The sequence below is a fragment of the Pseudoalteromonas sp. J2K-J031 genome, assembly GCF_058197095.2.
On the sequence record NZ_CM200279.1, the window covers coordinates 1,361,457 to 1,378,000 of the forward strand.

Genomic DNA, 16,544 nt, shown 5'->3' on the forward strand with positions numbered 1-16,544 from the left:
ATGAAGCCAAAAATTATTTTGGCGGCTATTCTTCTGGGCGGGAGCACTCAACTTTGGGCTGCTCCCGCTCCTGTTTCTAGTGTTGGTAATTCAACCTCAGACATAGAAACCCGAGTGGCCGCGATAGAAAACATGATCAAATCACGTAACTTGGTGCAAGTTGAATTACAGCAGCAGTTTCAAGTATTACAAGATGAAGTAAGCCAGCTTCGAGGTAGCACCGAAGAACAAGGCTATAAAATTGAAAAAATTCTACAGCGTCAACGAGAACTCTATCAAGAAATTGAAGAGCGTGTTTCTAATGTTTACGCAAAACCAGAACCACGCGATGTAGAGCCGGTTGGCGAAGAAGTGCCAATGATAAGCAGCAACTTATCTGAGAATGATGCTTATGACCGCGCTGTACAAATGATTATGAAAGATAAGCGCTATGATCAGGCTATTCCACAGTTTCAATCGTTCTTGCAACAATACCCACAATCCGTCTATGTCCCTAATGCACATTATTGGTTGGGTCAGTTACAATCGATGAAAAACGATCTTGATGCGGCTAAATCACATTTTGAAGCTGTGGTGAATGGATATCCTGACTCTAATAAACGACCAGATGCAATGTTAAAGCTTTCAGCCGTATTACAAAAACAAGGTAATGATGCAAAAGCTAAAACTATAATGCAGCAGCTTGTTGATCAATACCCAGATTCAACGGCAGCAAAATTAGCAAAAGATCGGATTTCTAAACCTTAACTTTTCAAATTAGACTGCTTTTTAGCTAAAGCGGTCTAAAATTAGTCAACCGAGTGTAAAAACTAAAGAAAAGTACAATTTTATATTGCACTCACCGTTTAAATAAGTATTATAAGCGCCCGCAGCCGCTCGTTAGTTCCTAACGGATAACTGCACCAAGATTAAAGAGATTTTCTTTAATTGGGTCATTAGCTCAGTTGGTAGAGCAGTGGACTTTTAATCCATTGGTCGATGGTTCAAGTCCATCATGACCCACCATCCTTTTAGAGGCAACTCGACAAAGGAAACCGAACGCTTTCATCGGGATATAAAACGAAACACTCAGAGCGGGTCATTAGCTCAGTTGGTAGAGCAGTGGACTTTTAATCCATTGGTCGATGGTTCAAGTCCATCATGACCCACCATCCTTTTAGAGGTAACTCGACAAAGGAAACCGAACGCTTTTATCGGGATATAAAACGAAACACTCAGAGCGGGTCATTAGCTCAGTTGGTAGAGCAGTGGACTTTTAATCCATTGGTCGATGGTTCAAGTCCATCATGACCCACCATCCTTTTAGAGGTAACTCGACAAAGGAAACCGAACGCTTTCATCGGGATATAAAACGAAACACTCAGAGCGGGTCATTAGCTCAGTTGGTAGAGCAGTGGACTTTTAATCCATTGGTCGATGGTTCAAGTCCATCATGACCCACCATCCTTTTAGAGGTAACTCGACAAAGGAAACCGAACGCTTTCATCGGGATATAAAACGAAACACTCAGAGCGGGTCATTAGCTCAGTTGGTAGAGCAGTGGACTTTTAATCCATTGGTCGATGGTTCAAGTCCATCATGACCCACCATCCTTTTAGAGGTAACTCGACAAAGGAAACCGAACGCTTTTATCGGGATATAAAACGAAACACTCAGAGCGGGTCATTAGCTCAGTTGGTAGAGCAGTGGACTTTTAATCCATTGGTCGATGGTTCAAGTCCATCATGACCCACCATCCTTTTAGAGGTAACTCGACAAAGGAAACCGAACGCTTTCATCGGGATATAAAACGAAACACTCAGAGCGGGTCATTAGCTCAGTTGGTAGAGCAGTGGACTTTTAATCCATTGGTCGATGGTTCAAGTCCATCATGACCCACCATCCTTTTAGAGGTAACTCGAAAAAGGAAACCGAGCGCTTTCATCGGGATATAAAACGAAACACTCAGAGCGGGTCATTAGCTCAGTTGGTAGAGCAGTGGACTTTTAATCCATTGGTCGATGGTTCAAGTCCATCATGACCCACCATTCTCTTAATAATCTTCATTTTTAAACTCTTCTTTATTATCTATCACAATACTGTCAATTAGTTTGTATTTTCCGTATAATTCGCAGCAATTTTTAACTGTGGACTTTGTGGTCGAGAATATGAGTCTAGCTGAACAGATTATGCCTGAGGATTATATATTTCCTCCAAAACCAACCCCGCTTTCAGGCACTGAAAAAGCTGAGTATAAAGCGCGGATAAAAGCACTCTTAATTGAAAAAAATGCGGTACTTGTTGCGCATTATTACACCGATCCTGAAATTCAAGCTTTAGCAGAAGAAACGGGTGGTTGTGTCGCCGATTCGCTCGAAATGGCCCGTTTTGGTAGCAAACATCCAGCAACTACTATTGTTGTTGCTGGGGTGCGCTTTATGGGAGAAACCGCCAAAGTACTTACTCCTGAAAAAACGGTGGTAATGCCAACACTTGCAGCGACCTGCTCGCTTGATATCGGCTGTCCTATCGACGAGTTTTCAGCATTTTGTGATCAATATCCAGATCGCAAAGTCGTAGTGTATGCCAATACTTCTACAGCGGTAAAAGCACGTGCCGATTGGATTGTTACATCAAGTTGTGCGCTTGAAATTGTTGAGCATTTAGATGAAATGGGCGAAAAAATCATTTGGGGACCAGATAAGCATTTAGGCGCGTATATTCAAAAGAATACAGGTGCTGATATGATTATGTGGAACGGTGCTTGTATCGTTCACGATGAATTCAAAACTAAAGCGTTAAAAGACATGAAAGCGCTGCATCCTGATGCAGCAGTGCTAGTTCATCCTGAATCACCACAAGAAATCGTTGATTTAGCTGATGCGGTGGGCTCTACCAGCCAGCTAATAAAAGCAGCGCAAAATATGGCGAATAAAAAATTCATCGTAGCAACCGATCGTGGCATTTTTTATAAAATGCAGCAACTGTGTCCAGATAAAGAGTTTTTTGCCGCACCAACTGCAGGAGAAGGGGCAACTTGTAAAACGTGCGCCCATTGCCCGTGGATGGCTATGAATGGCCTGAAAGCGATTGAAGAAGCATTAACGCAGCCGCAAGGTCGCGAAGTATTTGTTGATATGCAATTGCGTGAAGGCGCGTTACGTTCGCTTAATCGCATGCTCGATTTTGCCGCGACAATTACCTTGGCTAAAAATGGTTAACTGATTTAGCCGATAAGCTTGGTTTATTTCTTGATTCATACTTATCGTGCCTAATTGAGGTCAATTAATCACCGTTTAAACGCTGTAAACGAGAAAAACCTTGCAGCGTTTAAGTTGATTGCATACTATACCCACCGCACTGCAGCAGTGTTTTACAAAAAGAAATTAGCTTTTCAAAAACGGTGACGTGTCCGAGTGGCTGAAGGAGCACGCCTGGAAAGTGTGTATACGGCAACGTATCGAGAGTTCGAATCTCTCCGTCACCGCCATATTCTAAAAAAAGACGTCTTAGGGCGTCTTTTTTTACGCCTTAAGATTATCAAAATCAATGACTTATGTCCGCATGTATCTAGTGTTGTTCTACACCATCCGCGTTTTAGGTGTAGATTAAATAGTATGAAGATTCTTTAACCTATCTAATGACATACACTTTACATCCTGCCTTACGCTTAGAACCTCATCCATTTATGGCGATTTTTCAATGCTAAATTTCAACTTAATGTATTGAAATGTATGTATAAAAACTGAAAAGTGTATGTGGATTTTTGTGACTCAATTCGACCACTTAATCTATATACACTTTCGACTAAGGAGGTGCTCGTGGCAAGCTTAAACAAGTTGACTGCAAAACAAGTTCAAACTCTTAAAGCAGAACGTAATAAACCGATTCGCTGTTCAGATGGTGGTGGTTTGTACCTTTGCATCAGACCATCAGGCTCACGATATTGGGAGTTTAGGTACACCCGTCCAGTTTCCGGAAAGAAGACCTTTATGGGGATAGGGCCATACCCAGATATTTCACTGGCTAAAGCAAGAGAAAAGGCTCAAGAAATGCGTAGACTTCTGCTTGATGGAATTGATCCGCAAATAGATAAAATTGAAAAGAAAGCCCAAGTTAAACTCACTCAAGCTCAAACTTTGTTTCAAGTAGCCCTAGAATGGCGTGATTTTAAATCGAACCAACTTAAAGCAAAAACACTTCATGACAACTGGCGAAAACTCGAAATTCATGTATTTCCGAAGTTGGGCTCGATTCCGATAAAGTCGATTCGAGCGCCGTCAACAATTGACGTCTTAAGAGGTTTAGAGAGTCGAGGTAAGCTCGAAACTGTAAAACGATCCGCGCAATTGCTCAATGAAGTGATGAACTTTGCTCTAAACAGCGGTTATATCGAACATAACCCGTTGAGTGGAATCCGAGATGTTTTTAAAAAGCCGATTGTTGAGCATATGAAGGCGCTTAGCCCTGACGAAATCTCCGATTTAATGAGAGCTCTGGGCCACGCGAATTTATACATCACAACACGCTATCTTATCGAGTGGCAACTTCACACTATGACAAGGCCATCTGAGGCAGCGGGTGCTCGCTGGGATGAGATTGACTTCAACACCAAGACATGGATCATTCCAAGTACTCGAATGAAAATGAAACGTGAGCATAGAGTGCCACTGACCAGAGAGACGCTATCTATACTCGAAAATATCAAGCCTTTATCCTCGAACAGCCCATTTATCTTTCCCTCGAATCGGAGTCTTCGTCGTCATATTGATTCAGAGTCAATCAACAAAGCTTTGGGGCGAATTGGCTTCAAGAATAGAACAACTGCCCATGGATTTCGCTCATTAGCAAGCACAACGTTGAATGAATGGGCCGAAGACCCAGATTTGATTGAAGTCGCTTTAGCACATGTCGGTCGAGACAGAATACGAAACGCCTACAACCGAACTAATTATTTGGAGCGTCGCCGAGAAATGATGCAGAAGTGGAGTTCTTATATTTCAGATAACTCGATTGGTTCGTTCTCAGTTTTAAATGTTATGCAAGACAGATAAGTGCAAAAAGTGAGCATCTAAATGGTCTTCAGACAACACTGTTCTTTATAGAATAGTAATCATTCTAAACACAAGGAGATGATTATGACCGTTCGAATTATAAGAATGCCTGAGCTTAGTCAAAAAACTGGCTGCGCGCGTAGCACGATCTACGCCTTCATTTCACGAGGTGAATTTCCGAAGCCAATTCCGTTGGGAATGAGATCGGTTGGTTGGAAGGAGAGTGAGGTTGATGAGTGGATAGAAAAACGGCAGTCTTTACGAGATAGCCTATAATCGCGTGGTATCGCGCAAAATGAATTATGTATTGATGATAATTTTGACCCTATGCGCTTTGCTCTAGGGTCATTTTTTTACGCTGATTAGGGGAGAAGGTACTCGACCAAGTTTTACGATTATTGAAGGCCCAGCCCTAGTTTTGATTTTAATGATTGTTTACGTGATTCTGCTTTGGGTTCTAGCGCTGTACTCACAGAAGTAATTTCAACTTCTGGAGCATGGCCATCCACCGTTGCAGATGTCGTGGATAGATTGGGTTGGCTCATTTGAATTAACCCAAAGGTGGCCAGCATCCGCAGACGCTCAGCGCGTTCCCGTGGTGGCGTCTTTTCCAATTCTTTGAGCAGTTCAGGGTGGCTCCCTGGGGGAATGTTGACGACAACTCTCATAATCATGCCCCATAAAACCAGAAGCCTCGGACGTTCGCCAAAACAGATTGTTCCGGCACGATGATCTTGCTTCGTGAAAAAATCTCCTTTGCCGCTTCCTTATAAGCCATGGCTCCACCTCCGGCGATCAACACCAAGTCCGCATTGATGCTTTCGTCACGCATGGATTGGCGCATGGCTGTAAGAGCAACAGGCGCTACCTTTTTCATGGCAGCATTTAGATAAGGTGAAATATCGACCTTTTCTCCAAACAGCAGGACCTGCAAGTCGCCGGTTCTCATGGCTTTTTCAAGTCGATCCATACCTACTTTGGCACCGTGATCTTCCGAAATCAGCTTATCAATGGTTTCCAGTAGCACGGACATTGCCTGAAGACTGGTTCCTGATGAGCTGTAGCGAATTTCTCCGGCCTCAAGGGCAACCCAGTCAACAGAAAAAAAGCCGGGATCTATGACGACGACGCGACCTTCTTCAATCAAGCCCAAATCTCCACCTGTTTGAACCAGATCCATATAGGCACCGGCAGGCTGCGGCAGCACTTTGACGTCATGAACGGTGATGCTGCGCTTTGGCGTCACTTGATGGACACCTTTTAAACGCTTCACAAGGTCAGATTTACGTTGTGGTTCATGAAACTGGGAAACTGGTAATCCAGTGACAACCAAATCGATGGATTCTGTTTCAGTCATTAATAAGGCGGCATGAAAAAGCGCCTTATAGGTTTTTGTGGTCGGATATTCCGGGTGAAGCTCTCGTTCCCAGCCTTGAAGGCGTCCAGCAGGCACACCAGCGGCCCAACGCTCATTATCGACAGATACATACAAACAAGTTTCATCATCGCCTCCACTAATACGCTCCGGCATACGATCCGCAGGACCGGCCCCCGCAGGCAGAATAATAGTTTTCGGTTCACTGCCTGATTGGCCAATTGCCAACTTCAGGTTTGAGTAACCGATATCTACGCCTAGTACAAACATACTTATCTCCTGTGCACTCAAAGTGCTCTAACGGTTTTCAATCAACCGCACTGGTCACGCTTGGGCATGTCCAAGTGCTCTGGCGGTTCACTCAAATGTCATTATCAGGATTCGGTGTACTGGTGGTGGGCAGAAAGGTGACAAATCCTTTCATCTATCTGCCTATTGCATTTTCGCAAAAATATGAGAATAGGCTCTGTTTGGCGGCTGGTGACCTAGCCAAAAAAATCGAGACGCCAAACGTCGTTTGCATTTTGGCCTGAACTCGCCAAACGGTTTGTATCTTTATGGCGATACATCTTTTTAGATGTTTTTCAGTGAAATTGGCCTGTATCCCTTGTCAGGTATGGGATTGCGCGAGTTGATTTATATCGAGACGCCAAACAGTGATTGTTACGGCAGTTTTACGTTTGGCGTTTCGATCCAAAAGCCAAACGGATAGTGGTTTTGGCTTTTGGGGTTAATTGGATGGGGAAATTGGTTTGGTTGTAATCGTCAATGAACTATGGAAATCGGAAGTATCAAATTTATTGCAGCAAGAAACAGACAGGCTAAAAGCGCTCGCACGAGCTGAAGTTGATGACTTTTGGGTTAGCCATTACAAGGTTCGCGAGAATGTGCCCTTTAAAGATTGGGGGCTGCTTGGTGTACGTATTAGAGACTTTAAGTATGGCTTTGGCATAGAGTGGTATATCAACAGCTTTCACGGTCAAAGAGGCAAGCGAGTAGTCTTTAGTAAGGGACTGCGTATCTCAAAGACGAAGCTGAGATACTCATTTTTGGACTGCCAAGGTTTGGCCAAAGAATGGGAGTTAGCGCTGGCCATGGAGAAAGAAGAATTCTTCAGTGATGTTCGACGCCAGGTTGATAAGCTCAATATGCTGCGTCGCAGAGTGAATGCCTATTGAGCTTGTCGGGTTAGAATATCTAACCCAGCAAATTACAGGGAGTTAAATTCTTCCTTGCTCCTGTAACCACCAAGTTGGTGCCCAAGATGTGGCCCCAGTTGAGAGCCCTTGGTCACTGTTTTCTGGGTAGAGTTGCTTAAGTGTTTCTAAAACTTTTGAACTAGTTTGAGCGCCAGGGTGCATAGCTCGTAGCCAATAGCCGAAATAACTTTTAAAGTTAATATGCTCACCAATTTGGTAGCTACAATTATCCATTAAAGATCTATAGTAATGGCCAATGGCGACTAAAATATAGCCTAAATCCTCATACTGTTTGTTCTCGCCTTCACGACAAGAATATCCATGTTGTTTCAGTTTTTCTTTATCAATAGTCCATCTTGTCAATTGCTCAACATGTTTTAAATTTGAATCAGTATCGATGGCTGTGGATAGCAACCCCAAAAACTCATTAACTAACTCATCTCTGTGTTCTTTGTCTATGCAGTCAGCGAGCACTTTCTTGATGATTTCAGAGTATTTATCAATCAGACAAATATTAGCTTCGAGTTCAGAGCCTTGAATTTTATTTTGTTGAAGTAAATCGTTATAATCGCGAAATCCCAAATCTTGGGCGGTTTGAATCAACCACTGGCTGTGAGATTTTTCGGGAGAGGTTTTGTGGAGTTTTTTTGCTGTTTTTTTTGCGTGAGCAATTAAATTTTTTTTCTTAGCTAACATGGCGTTTTCCTCAATAGCCATTGATTAAAGTGCACCCCTCACCATATACGATGGCTGAAAAAAACGTTTAAATAAGGATAGTTGGTTCTCTGAAGAGATTTGCCTTTGGGGTGGGCTGGCATCCATAAAATACCTATGTAAATGATGCCTTGACGCAATGAGTTCTGTCAAGTAATTAATCTTGCCCCCTTAGGAAATCGAAAAGCTAACACCCTATATTCATACACACTAGGTATTTCCCTGCATGGCGGACTGGAGCATAAATCGCAACTACTTAACTCGCGGCAACTGGTCCCAGCGTGTTGTATAAGCGGGAGACAAATGCATTCGCTTCATCGACCAATCTTTCTTCGTACCTTGTCCAGCAAAGAAAACCTTTCCGGCACCGCTTTGGTTAATGGTGTCCAATACAGACATTAGCTGCTGGCTATTAGAGCGGGTCGATACTTCATCGAATAGCCCTGGTTGAAACATCCCAGGATCGTAAAAGTCAGACAGCATGACGCCCGCTTTGGCATAACGAAAACCATCCTTCCAAATCCGCTTGAGTAAGTGATTGGCCAGCTCGATAAAATCCCGCGTATCGCAACTGGGGATCAGCAACTCGCCCGATGCGGAGTTACTGTATTGCGGCTCGTTGTCCTTAAAGGGGCTGGTACGTATAAACACGGTCATCACTTTGGCTTGCTGCTGTTCTTTGCGTAGCTTCTCAGTGGCGCGGGTTGCGTATTCACATACGGCCTCACGTAACAATTCAAATTGCGTTACTTTTGCGCCAAATGAACGGCTACAGACGATTTGTTTCTTAGTTGGCGGGATCTCTTCAAGTTCAATGCACGACTCACCATTGAGCTCTCTGACGGTTCTCTCTAAAACCACTGAAAACTGGTCTCTGATGGCTCTAGGAGATGCATTGGCTAAGTCTAAGGCTGTGGTGATACCCAACGCATTTAATCGCTTAGAAAGCCGTCTACCAACGCCCCAAACATCATCAACCGGGACTAATGCGAGCAATCGACGTTGCCGATCTGGATTGGTCAGGTCTACAACCCCCTGAGTGGCGGGATATTTCTTGGCGGCATGGTTAGCCAGCTTGGCGAGTGTTTTAGTCGGTGCAATGCCTACACAGACGGTGATCCCAATCCAGTGGCCTATGCGCTCTCGCACTTGTTGCCCGAAGTCGACAAGGGATAGGACAGATTCAATACCGGTTAAATCCAAAAACGCTTCGTCAATAGAGTAAACCTCTAATCGTGGTGCCATCTCTTCCAAAGTACGCATCACTCGACTGCTTAAATCTGCATACAGCGCATAGTTTGACGAGAATGCCAAAATACCATGGCGCTGCATTTCAGCTTTGATCTGAAAGACGGGTACGCCCATTTTAATACCGAGTAACTTAGCTTCACGTGACCGTGCAACCACGCAGCCGTCGTTGTTGGACAGCACCACAACCGGCGTATCTTTTAAGTCAGGACGAAACAGCTTCTCACAACTGGCGTAAAAATTGTTGCAGTCCACCAAGGCAAATACAGGCATGGGATAGTCACGACTTACGGCGCATGTTTCGCACCACATTAGTGACCACACCAAAAATCTCTAACTCTGTCCCTTCAGGAATATGGATGGGTTCATATGCTTGGTTTCTTGGGATAAGCTTGACATAAGGTCTCAATTGAAGTTCTTTCACCGTAAATTCACCATGAATACCAGCAATCACAATGTCACCGTGTTCGGCTTGGACTGAGCGATCAACTACCAGAATGTCACCTGGGTGAATCCCGGCATCAATCATTGAATCGCCTTCAACACGGACAAAGAACGTCGCTGCTGGTCGCTTGATGCACAGCTCGTTAAGGTCGAGCGTTTGCTCAACATAATCCTGAGCTGGTGAGGGAAAACCAGCAGAAACACGTTCCATGAACAATGGAATACGTAGACGCTTTGCTTTGATGAAAGCAAGTGCGCCGCTACGGCCTATCAGCGAGACACTCATGACGAACCTCGAAAAATCATTATTAATACTGTATTTTTATACAGTATCTAGTGCTATGTTGATTTCTACAAGTAAAATTGTAGATAAAACTGGTGTTGTCCGAGTAAGACGTTGTGTTTTATGTGATTTATTTTTTGTAGTGAAAAGCTTGATGTGGGGATTGCTCGCCCTCGTCAAAGCCTGCAAGGCTTGGACAATACTGCTTCTGCCTACTGATCTTGTTTCTGTTACTGATCCTGTTACTGCTACTGGTTAACGCATGGGTCAAGTAACCGTCAGACAAGGCTTGTTGAACCCTTTGCAAAGGGTTTAAAAACAGTTAGTAAAATTCTGCTTCGTATTGAATTTACTGGCTTAAAGCGAAGTCATGAGCATCATTAAAATGCTAAGTCGAACTCAGTTCAAGCCTTTTGCAACCGTTTGAAAAGGAGTTGGCTAAGCCATACGTAAAGGGTATCGGTAAGGGTTACCTAAACGGTTTAGCTAAGACTTTCTGAAAGGCTTAGCCAAAGCCTTCATACATGGGTTCACCCAGTAGAAAGATTAAAAAAAACGCTGAGGTATCCAAGGTGCATTTTGTACAACCTGTGGCACAGTGAAATAACCCAAAGCGAACAATAGAATTGAAGAGGAACCATCAATGACAAGAGCCCCTGCGCCATTTCCGCTAGAGCGCCTCGCGGATATCCCAGAAAGACCAGAAGATTTTAGATTGCTGGAACGCATTCCTTTAACGCGTGAGCCGCAGACTTGGCCACTTGAACTTTCTCCTATGGTCGGTGATGAACAGCCAATGGTGCTGCTCGATACAGAGACAACCGGACTGTCTGCCGATGATGAGTCCATTATTGAGCTTGGTATGGTTAAGGTGCTTTACAGCCCATCAGCTAAGCGGATTGTGTCGATTGTTGATGTGATCAGCCTGTATGAAGATCCCGGCAAGCCAATCCCTGACCTGATTACCGAGTTAACCGGTATCACCGATGACATGGTGCAAGGCCAGCACATTGATGATTCACTGGTAGCGAGTTGGTTATCCGATGATCCGCTGGTGGTTGCACACAATGCACAGTTTGATCGTCCTTTCTTTGAAAAGCGGTTTGCGGCATTAGGCCATCTATCTTGGGCCTGTTCAGCCAGTGGCATAGATTGGAAGGCGCTGGGTTTTGAAAGTCGAAAACTTGAGTACCTGCTGCTTCGCTTAGGTTGGTTCTATGAAGGACACCGAGCTGCAACCGATTGTTTGGCGATGGCCTGGTTGTTTCAATTGTTGCCCGAGTCCGTTGCAAACTTGTTGTCTGAAGCAGACAGGCGAACTGTGTTAGTTCGTGCGTTTGGTGCGCCATTTGACGTAAAGGACTATTTAAAAGAGCGTGGTTACCGCTGGCATGACGGTGTTAAAGGTGCCAACAAACATTGGTGGCGCGAAATCAGCGAAGACGAGTTGCCGCAGGAACAAACTTACCTGGATGATTTGTATCATCGTGGTTCAGAACATGCCCACTATGACTACAAAGATGCCCGCAATCGATTTAAAGCTTTATCATAGCCCCTTGCATATTTGAAAACCTCTGGAAAATGGAAAGTGAACTTACGTTATACCCAAACTACTTGGTGTTGCAGCATGGCGGCAAGTGAGCGAGTCCCCATGAGCATAGATCTTCTATGTGATTGGGGTGAGCGAATGCAGGTAACACCGCTGCGGCTGCAAGTAGGAAGGGTATATAACCAACAAGAGGAATCTTTCCATGTACCAAGACACCTACATTGAATACTGGGGCGAAATCTTCGTCTCTGCCCGCATCATTGAATTTGGCATTACGTTCGAACGCTTTCTTAAAGATCCATGGAAGCACTTGATGTCCTGTGGCCAAGAGTCTGCACCGGACGCGATTGCTGAAGGGATGCTGCCATTGCTACCAGCCCAAGCAGAAGTTGCCAGGCGCATTCGAGAGAGTGAGCAACGAGCCCTGATGTCTACAGAGTCGGACAAAGGGGGATCTCATCGCGGTAACATCGTGGTGCCACTGGTTCGGGTAGCGCATTGAACTCGGCTATCACCAATGACACGAAACAAGGTCTTCATGCCCATACCTGAGCGGCAATTGCAATCAAGATCAAAAAGTTGCCGCTTAGTCTTCCCTACAAAATAATTTGTGATAGGATGATACCTAATAAAATTAATTAGGTTGAGGCCTATTCAGTGTTTTATGGCCATCTGGCCAGCTTCAACCGGTAGAGATTTCTATGTCATTGCGGATAAAGAGCAGCATTGAGTGATGCTTTTCAATGTGATTACGCGATGTCGGTCCGTACTTTATAAACAGAGTTTTAAGAATCTGGTTGAATTGGATAAACAAGACGCATGACAAATGATGGTCGGAAACAAAAGGTACCAGCGAGTTCACTCGCTAAAAAAAGTGCGAAAGGCAAGCCAGATAGGCTTTCGCAGATAGCGCAGTTGCCACAAGCAACCAGGGATCGTATTGCCCACATCGATTTCACCTTATTGTTTAAGGGAGAAGCGGTGCGGGCGGATTTAGTTGATCGCTTCAGCATTGCCGCTGCACAAGCAACGAAAGACTTCACAATGTACCGAGAGCTTGCACCAGGCAACATTGAGTATGACCAAAAGCTCAAATTGCATAAGCGTGGTGAAGCTTTTGCCCCATTGTTCGACTATGACGTTGTGAGAACACTGGCAACCATTAGCCAAGGGTACGGAGATGGCTTTACTGGCAAGGTAAAACCACCTCTTGCTTGTGAAGCGCCTTATCACCTTAACAAGCCGAGTTTATCGATAGTGGCGAAGGTCACCGAGGCCAAACACAAAGGCAAAGCCTTGAGTATCACCTATGTGTCGTTATCGAGCGGTGAAACCACGCGTGAAATTGTGCCGCATACGCTGGTGGACAATGGCCTGCGTTGGCACGTTCGTGGTTTTGACCGCAAACATGGTGAATTTCGAGACTTTGTACTGACCAGAATTAAAGCAGCGGTTGTGCTTGAAGATTCCACTTTATCTGAAACCGAGCTCGAAACCCAAGACCGGCAATGGAACCGATTTGTTGAGCTGGAGTTAGTGCCGCATCCACGTATTGAGCACAGCGAAGCGATTGAACTGGACTATGGCATGGCGGGTGGCGTTCTAAAGGTTGAGATTAGAGCTGCAACCGCTGGGTATTTGCTTCGCCAATGGCATGTGGATTGCTCAACTGAACACTCGTTAATGGGCCTAGAGTATCAACTTTGGTTGCGTAACAGCCAGGCTCTCTATGGTGTTGTTCACCTAGCAATTGCTCCAGGTTACAGATCATAGTTTTAGTCGGAGAAGGACCTTATGGCATCACCTAACAAGTATCAGCGACAAGCAATAGCTCATCACAAGGGACCATTATTAATTATTGCCGGTCCAGGTTCAGGTAAGACTTATACACTTGTTGAGCGAATTATCAATTTAATAAATCAACATGGAGCAGTGGCTGATAGGTTATTAGTTGTTACTTTTACCGAGAAAGCCGCACAAGAGCTTAAGACTCGAATCTCGAACCGAATTCTTGAGTTGGGGATGGATTTTAATGTAAACGAAATGTATTTAGGTACGTTTCATTCTATTTGTTTAAGAATACTAGAAGATCATCGAGAGTTTACGCGTCTAAAACGGTCTTTTGTATTGATGGATCAGTTTGACCAGCAGTATTTTCTGTATCAAAACTTGCGAGAGTTCAGAGATATTGAAGGTGTTGAACATATTAAAGGTGAGCATAAACTACCTGCTTGGGTAAAGTCAGAAAATTTGATGAGTTGGTTGAACAAGACGTCTGAGGAGGCTTTAGACGTTGAGGTGTTATGCCAATCACCAGACATTGCAATAAAGGCATTGGGCGATAGCTACCGCATATATCAAGCTCTGCTTAGTAAAAATAATGCATTAGATTTTTCATGTATTCAGCTCGAGACTTACCTTTTACTTCGCGAGAACCCAAGTCTACTGGGCGAGCTTCAAGAAAAGCTCGATTATCTAATGGTGGATGAATATCAAGACACAAACACCATACAAGAAAAGCTACTCTTTCTATTGATGGGACAGAAGAAAAATATTTGTGTTGTTGGAGATGATGACCAAGCACTCTATCGTTTTCGAGGCGCAACCGTAAGGAATATACTTGAGTTTCCGCAAAATTTCCCATCTGGCGATTGTCAACAAATTAGGTTATCCACTAACTATCGATCTCATCCAGAAATTGTAAACTTTTACGATACATACATGGGAGATAAACCGTGGCTTCGCGAGGGTATTAATTATCGCTACCCCAAAAATATAGTTGCGAGAGATGATAACTTTCCTGATGGACCTACTGTAATTAATGCAATCACTCCTGAAGGTGATGATTGGCATGAAGATGTATACCAACTCCTAATGCACTTAAGAGATAACGGAAAACTGAAAGATTGGAATCAGGTTGCTTTCCTATTCAGGTCAGTGAAAAGCGATAAAGTAAAAGCTTTAGCTCAATCGTTAGAAGATAAGGGAATACCAGTATATTCTCCTCGTGCAAATTTATTCTTTGAACGAGAGGAAATACGATTGGTTCTTGGGCTTTTTCATCTTGCATTCCCCATGGTTCTACCTGATCGTAAAAAACGTACAGAGGAAGGTAAGGCTATACCAATCTGGAAGTACTATGAGCAGCAGTGTATCGCTCCGCTTCTTAATGAATTGGCTAAGCCAGAACAAATTGAGCTGGTTAAATGGTGTAAGAAAAAAGCACATGAACACATTAATTTAACTAAAAACGCCGATAGTTCATTCTTGGGAATTTTTTATGACTTTTTGCAATTTCCATTATTTGCTAGATACCTTGATCAAGACAATGGACATGTGAGAGCTCAGAGAAACCTTGCTCAGTTTAGTCGGATGCTCGGAAAGTTTGAATATTTACATCGAGTTAGTGTATTAAATCCAAAGTACTTAGATGCTAACCTTCGAGATCTATTTGACAATTTCATCAGATTTTTACATGAGGGTGGGATTGATGAATACGAAGACATGTCAGAGTACGCACCTTCAGGTTGCGTTTCATTTCTAACGATACACCAGTCTAAAGGATTGGAGTTTCCAATTGTTTTCGTAGGTTCATTAGAGGCAACACCACGTAAGCAATATACTGAGCTAGATGAAATTATTGAAAATCAATATTTGGCCAAAAAGTCATTTGAGCCTTTGGAAGATACGAAGTATTTCGATTTTTGGCGACTCTATTACACTGCATTTTCGCGGCCTCAAAACTTACTGGTACTGACAGGACAAGAGAAATCTGGACATGGAAAAACTCCCTCTCATCATTTTACTGAATACACAGAGAAGTTAACGTATTGGCGATCAGTTAAATCTGAGCTTTCGTCTCTGCATTTTGAGTACGTGAAGGATGTTAACATAAAAAAAGAGTATGCCTTTACGTCACACATTACTTTATTCGAGACCTGTGCAGAACAATATAGGCTCTTTAAAGACCTTGAGTTTCAGCCTGTAAAGGCTAGTCCGATGTTATTCGGTACTTTGATTCATGAAACTCTAGAAGATATCCATAAAATGGCTATTAGAGGGCAGGAATCTCAGATTACGAGAGCGAATGTTCAATCTTGGTTGATGGATAACTATCAGAACTTGGCAAATAGAGAGCGAATGTATCTTGGTGAATCAACTTTAGGCGCAGCCCTTCAGCATGTAATGCGATATGTAGAAAGAAAAGGCGGCGATTGGTCAGAAATAAAAGAAACGGAAGTCGACATCTCATTAGTGAAAGGGCGTTATGTGCTTACTGGAAGCGTAGATTTAATAAAAGGCTCTGATGGAACCGTTGAATTGGTTGATTTTAAATCAGAGCGCAAACCCGATATGGAGCGAGATAAAGAGCGCATATTGCATCATAAAAGGCAGTTAGAAATATACGCTCATTTGGTTGAAGAACGTTATGGTTATCAAGTGAGTAAGATGCACCTTTATTTCACTGGTGAGACCAATGGGTTGCCTAACATATCATTTAATAAGGCTAGCGGAACAATTGATAAAACAGTTGCAGAGTTTGACCGTATTGTTGATCGAATTGAAAACAAAGATTTTTCATTGAAAGCAAGACCCGACAAGACGTGTGTCGACTGTAGTGCTAGGCCCTATTGCGATAAAAAGAATTGGAAATTTTGCAGCTAATAAAAAGACATTTTGATTATAGATTTGAGGCGAA

At 43.5% G+C, this 16,544-nt stretch carries 15 protein-coding genes and 9 tRNA genes; 19 read left to right on the forward strand and 5 right to left on the reverse strand.

All coding sequences use genetic code 11. The features are described 5' to 3' along the window. The 13 genes from ybgF (at position 1) to AC3KZC_RS06430 (ending at position 5,309) form a co-directional block, all read left to right on the forward strand. Positions 1-747, forward strand: coding sequence for a tol-pal system protein YbgF (gene ybgF, locus AC3KZC_RS06370; RefSeq protein ID WP_490580334.1), 747 nt, complete (start codon positions 1-3; stop codon positions 745-747). A 182-nt stretch (positions 748-929) separates the two neighbouring features. Next, positions 930-1,005: transfer RNA gene (locus tag AC3KZC_RS06375), tRNA-Lys, on the forward strand. 70 nt (positions 1,006-1,075) lie between these two features. Next, positions 1,076-1,151: transfer RNA gene (locus AC3KZC_RS06380), tRNA-Lys, on the forward strand. A 70-nt stretch (positions 1,152-1,221) separates the two neighbouring features. Beyond that, positions 1,222-1,297, forward strand: a tRNA-Lys gene (locus tag AC3KZC_RS06385). 70 nt (positions 1,298-1,367) lie between these two features. After that, a tRNA-Lys gene (locus tag AC3KZC_RS06390) sits at positions 1,368-1,443 on the forward strand. A gap of 70 nt (positions 1,444-1,513) precedes the next feature. Beyond that, positions 1,514-1,589, forward strand: a tRNA-Lys gene (locus AC3KZC_RS06395). A 70-nt stretch (positions 1,590-1,659) separates the two neighbouring features. Next, positions 1,660-1,735 (forward strand) — tRNA-Lys (locus tag AC3KZC_RS06400). Between the two features lie 70 nt (positions 1,736-1,805). Beyond that, positions 1,806-1,881: transfer RNA gene (locus AC3KZC_RS06405), tRNA-Lys, on the forward strand. Positions 1,882-1,951: 70 nt separating this feature from the next. Then, positions 1,952-2,027: transfer RNA gene (locus AC3KZC_RS06410), tRNA-Lys, on the forward strand. Positions 2,028-2,147: 120 nt separating this feature from the next. Continuing rightward, the gene (nadA, locus tag AC3KZC_RS06415; protein WP_490580411.1) at positions 2,148-3,200 is read left to right on the forward strand and encodes a quinolinate synthase NadA; all 1,053 of its coding nucleotides are present in this window, start codon (positions 2,148-2,150) and stop codon (positions 3,198-3,200) included. Between the two features lie 181 nt (positions 3,201-3,381). Continuing rightward, a tRNA-Ser gene (locus AC3KZC_RS06420) sits at positions 3,382-3,469 on the forward strand. Positions 3,470-3,800: 331 nt separating this feature from the next. After that, the gene (locus tag AC3KZC_RS06425) at positions 3,801-5,033 is read left to right on the forward strand and encodes a tyrosine-type recombinase/integrase (protein ID WP_490580410.1); all 1,233 of its coding nucleotides are present in this window, start codon (positions 3,801-3,803) and stop codon (positions 5,031-5,033) included. A gap of 105 nt (positions 5,034-5,138) precedes the next feature. Beyond that, positions 5,139-5,309: an AlpA family phage regulatory protein gene (locus tag AC3KZC_RS06430; protein ID WP_518525922.1), complete on the forward strand. Its 171-nt coding sequence runs from the start codon at positions 5,139-5,141 to the stop codon at positions 5,307-5,309. 119 nt (positions 5,310-5,428) lie between these two features. Here AC3KZC_RS06430 and AC3KZC_RS06435 read toward each other — a convergent pair whose 3' ends face one another. Together AC3KZC_RS06435 and AC3KZC_RS06440 are read right to left on the reverse strand one after the other, a co-directional pair. Then, the gene (locus AC3KZC_RS06435; RefSeq protein WP_490580412.1) at positions 5,429-5,701 is read right to left on the reverse strand and encodes a hypothetical protein; all 273 of its coding nucleotides are present in this window, start codon (positions 5,699-5,701) and stop codon (positions 5,429-5,431) included. A gap of 2 nt (positions 5,702-5,703) precedes the next feature. After that, positions 5,704-6,678 carry a ParM/StbA family protein gene (locus AC3KZC_RS06440; protein ID WP_490580408.1) on the reverse strand — a complete coding sequence of 325 codons (975 nt, stop codon included), beginning with the start codon at positions 6,676-6,678 and terminating at the stop codon, positions 5,704-5,706. 482 nt (positions 6,679-7,160) lie between these two features. Between AC3KZC_RS06440 and mobI the strand changes: the two genes are divergently transcribed. Next, on the forward strand, positions 7,161-7,586 hold the full coding sequence (mobI, locus tag AC3KZC_RS06445; protein WP_518525917.1) for a conjugative transfer protein MobI(A/C): 426 nt from the start codon (positions 7,161-7,163) through the stop codon (positions 7,584-7,586). 42 nt (positions 7,587-7,628) lie between these two features. Here mobI and AC3KZC_RS06450 read toward each other — a convergent pair whose 3' ends face one another. The 3 genes from AC3KZC_RS06450 to umuD form a co-directional block, all read right to left on the reverse strand. After that, a complete protein-coding gene (locus AC3KZC_RS06450; RefSeq protein ID WP_490580406.1) occupies positions 7,629-8,303 on the reverse strand; it encodes a hypothetical protein in 675 nt (224 codons plus the stop codon). 270 nt (positions 8,304-8,573) lie between these two features. Beyond that, positions 8,574-9,842 carry a translesion error-prone DNA polymerase V subunit UmuC gene (umuC, locus tag AC3KZC_RS06455; RefSeq protein ID WP_490580405.1) on the reverse strand — a complete coding sequence of 423 codons (1,269 nt, stop codon included), beginning with the start codon at positions 9,840-9,842 and terminating at the stop codon, positions 8,574-8,576. 7 nt (positions 9,843-9,849) lie between these two features. Next, positions 9,850-10,299 (reverse strand): translesion error-prone DNA polymerase V autoproteolytic subunit, encoded by a 450-nt coding sequence (gene umuD, locus AC3KZC_RS06460; protein ID WP_490580404.1) that lies wholly within the window; start codon positions 10,297-10,299, stop codon positions 9,850-9,852. Between umuD and AC3KZC_RS06465 the strand changes: the two genes are divergently transcribed. The 5 genes from AC3KZC_RS06465 (at position 10,298) to AC3KZC_RS06485 (ending at position 16,510) form a co-directional block, all read left to right on the forward strand. After that, positions 10,298-10,555, forward strand: a complete 258-nt coding sequence (locus tag AC3KZC_RS06465) for a hypothetical protein (protein ID WP_490580403.1) — start codon at positions 10,298-10,300, stop codon at positions 10,553-10,555. The genes umuD and AC3KZC_RS06465 overlap by 2 nt on opposite strands. A 384-nt stretch (positions 10,556-10,939) precedes the next feature. Further along, positions 10,940-11,848: a 3'-5' exonuclease gene (locus AC3KZC_RS06470; RefSeq protein WP_490580402.1), complete on the forward strand. Its 909-nt coding sequence runs from the start codon at positions 10,940-10,942 to the stop codon at positions 11,846-11,848. Between the two features lie 310 nt (positions 11,849-12,158). After that, a complete protein-coding gene (locus tag AC3KZC_RS06475; RefSeq protein WP_490580401.1) occupies positions 12,159-12,347 on the forward strand; it encodes a hypothetical protein in 189 nt (62 codons plus the stop codon). A gap of 317 nt (positions 12,348-12,664) precedes the next feature. After that, positions 12,665-13,618 carry a WYL domain-containing protein gene (locus tag AC3KZC_RS06480; RefSeq protein WP_490580400.1) on the forward strand — a complete coding sequence of 318 codons (954 nt, stop codon included), beginning with the start codon at positions 12,665-12,667 and terminating at the stop codon, positions 13,616-13,618. A 21-nt stretch (positions 13,619-13,639) separates the two neighbouring features. Then, positions 13,640-16,510, forward strand: coding sequence for an ATP-dependent helicase (locus AC3KZC_RS06485; protein ID WP_490580399.1), 2,871 nt, complete (start codon positions 13,640-13,642; stop codon positions 16,508-16,510). Positions 16,511-16,544: the final 34 nt, after the last annotated feature.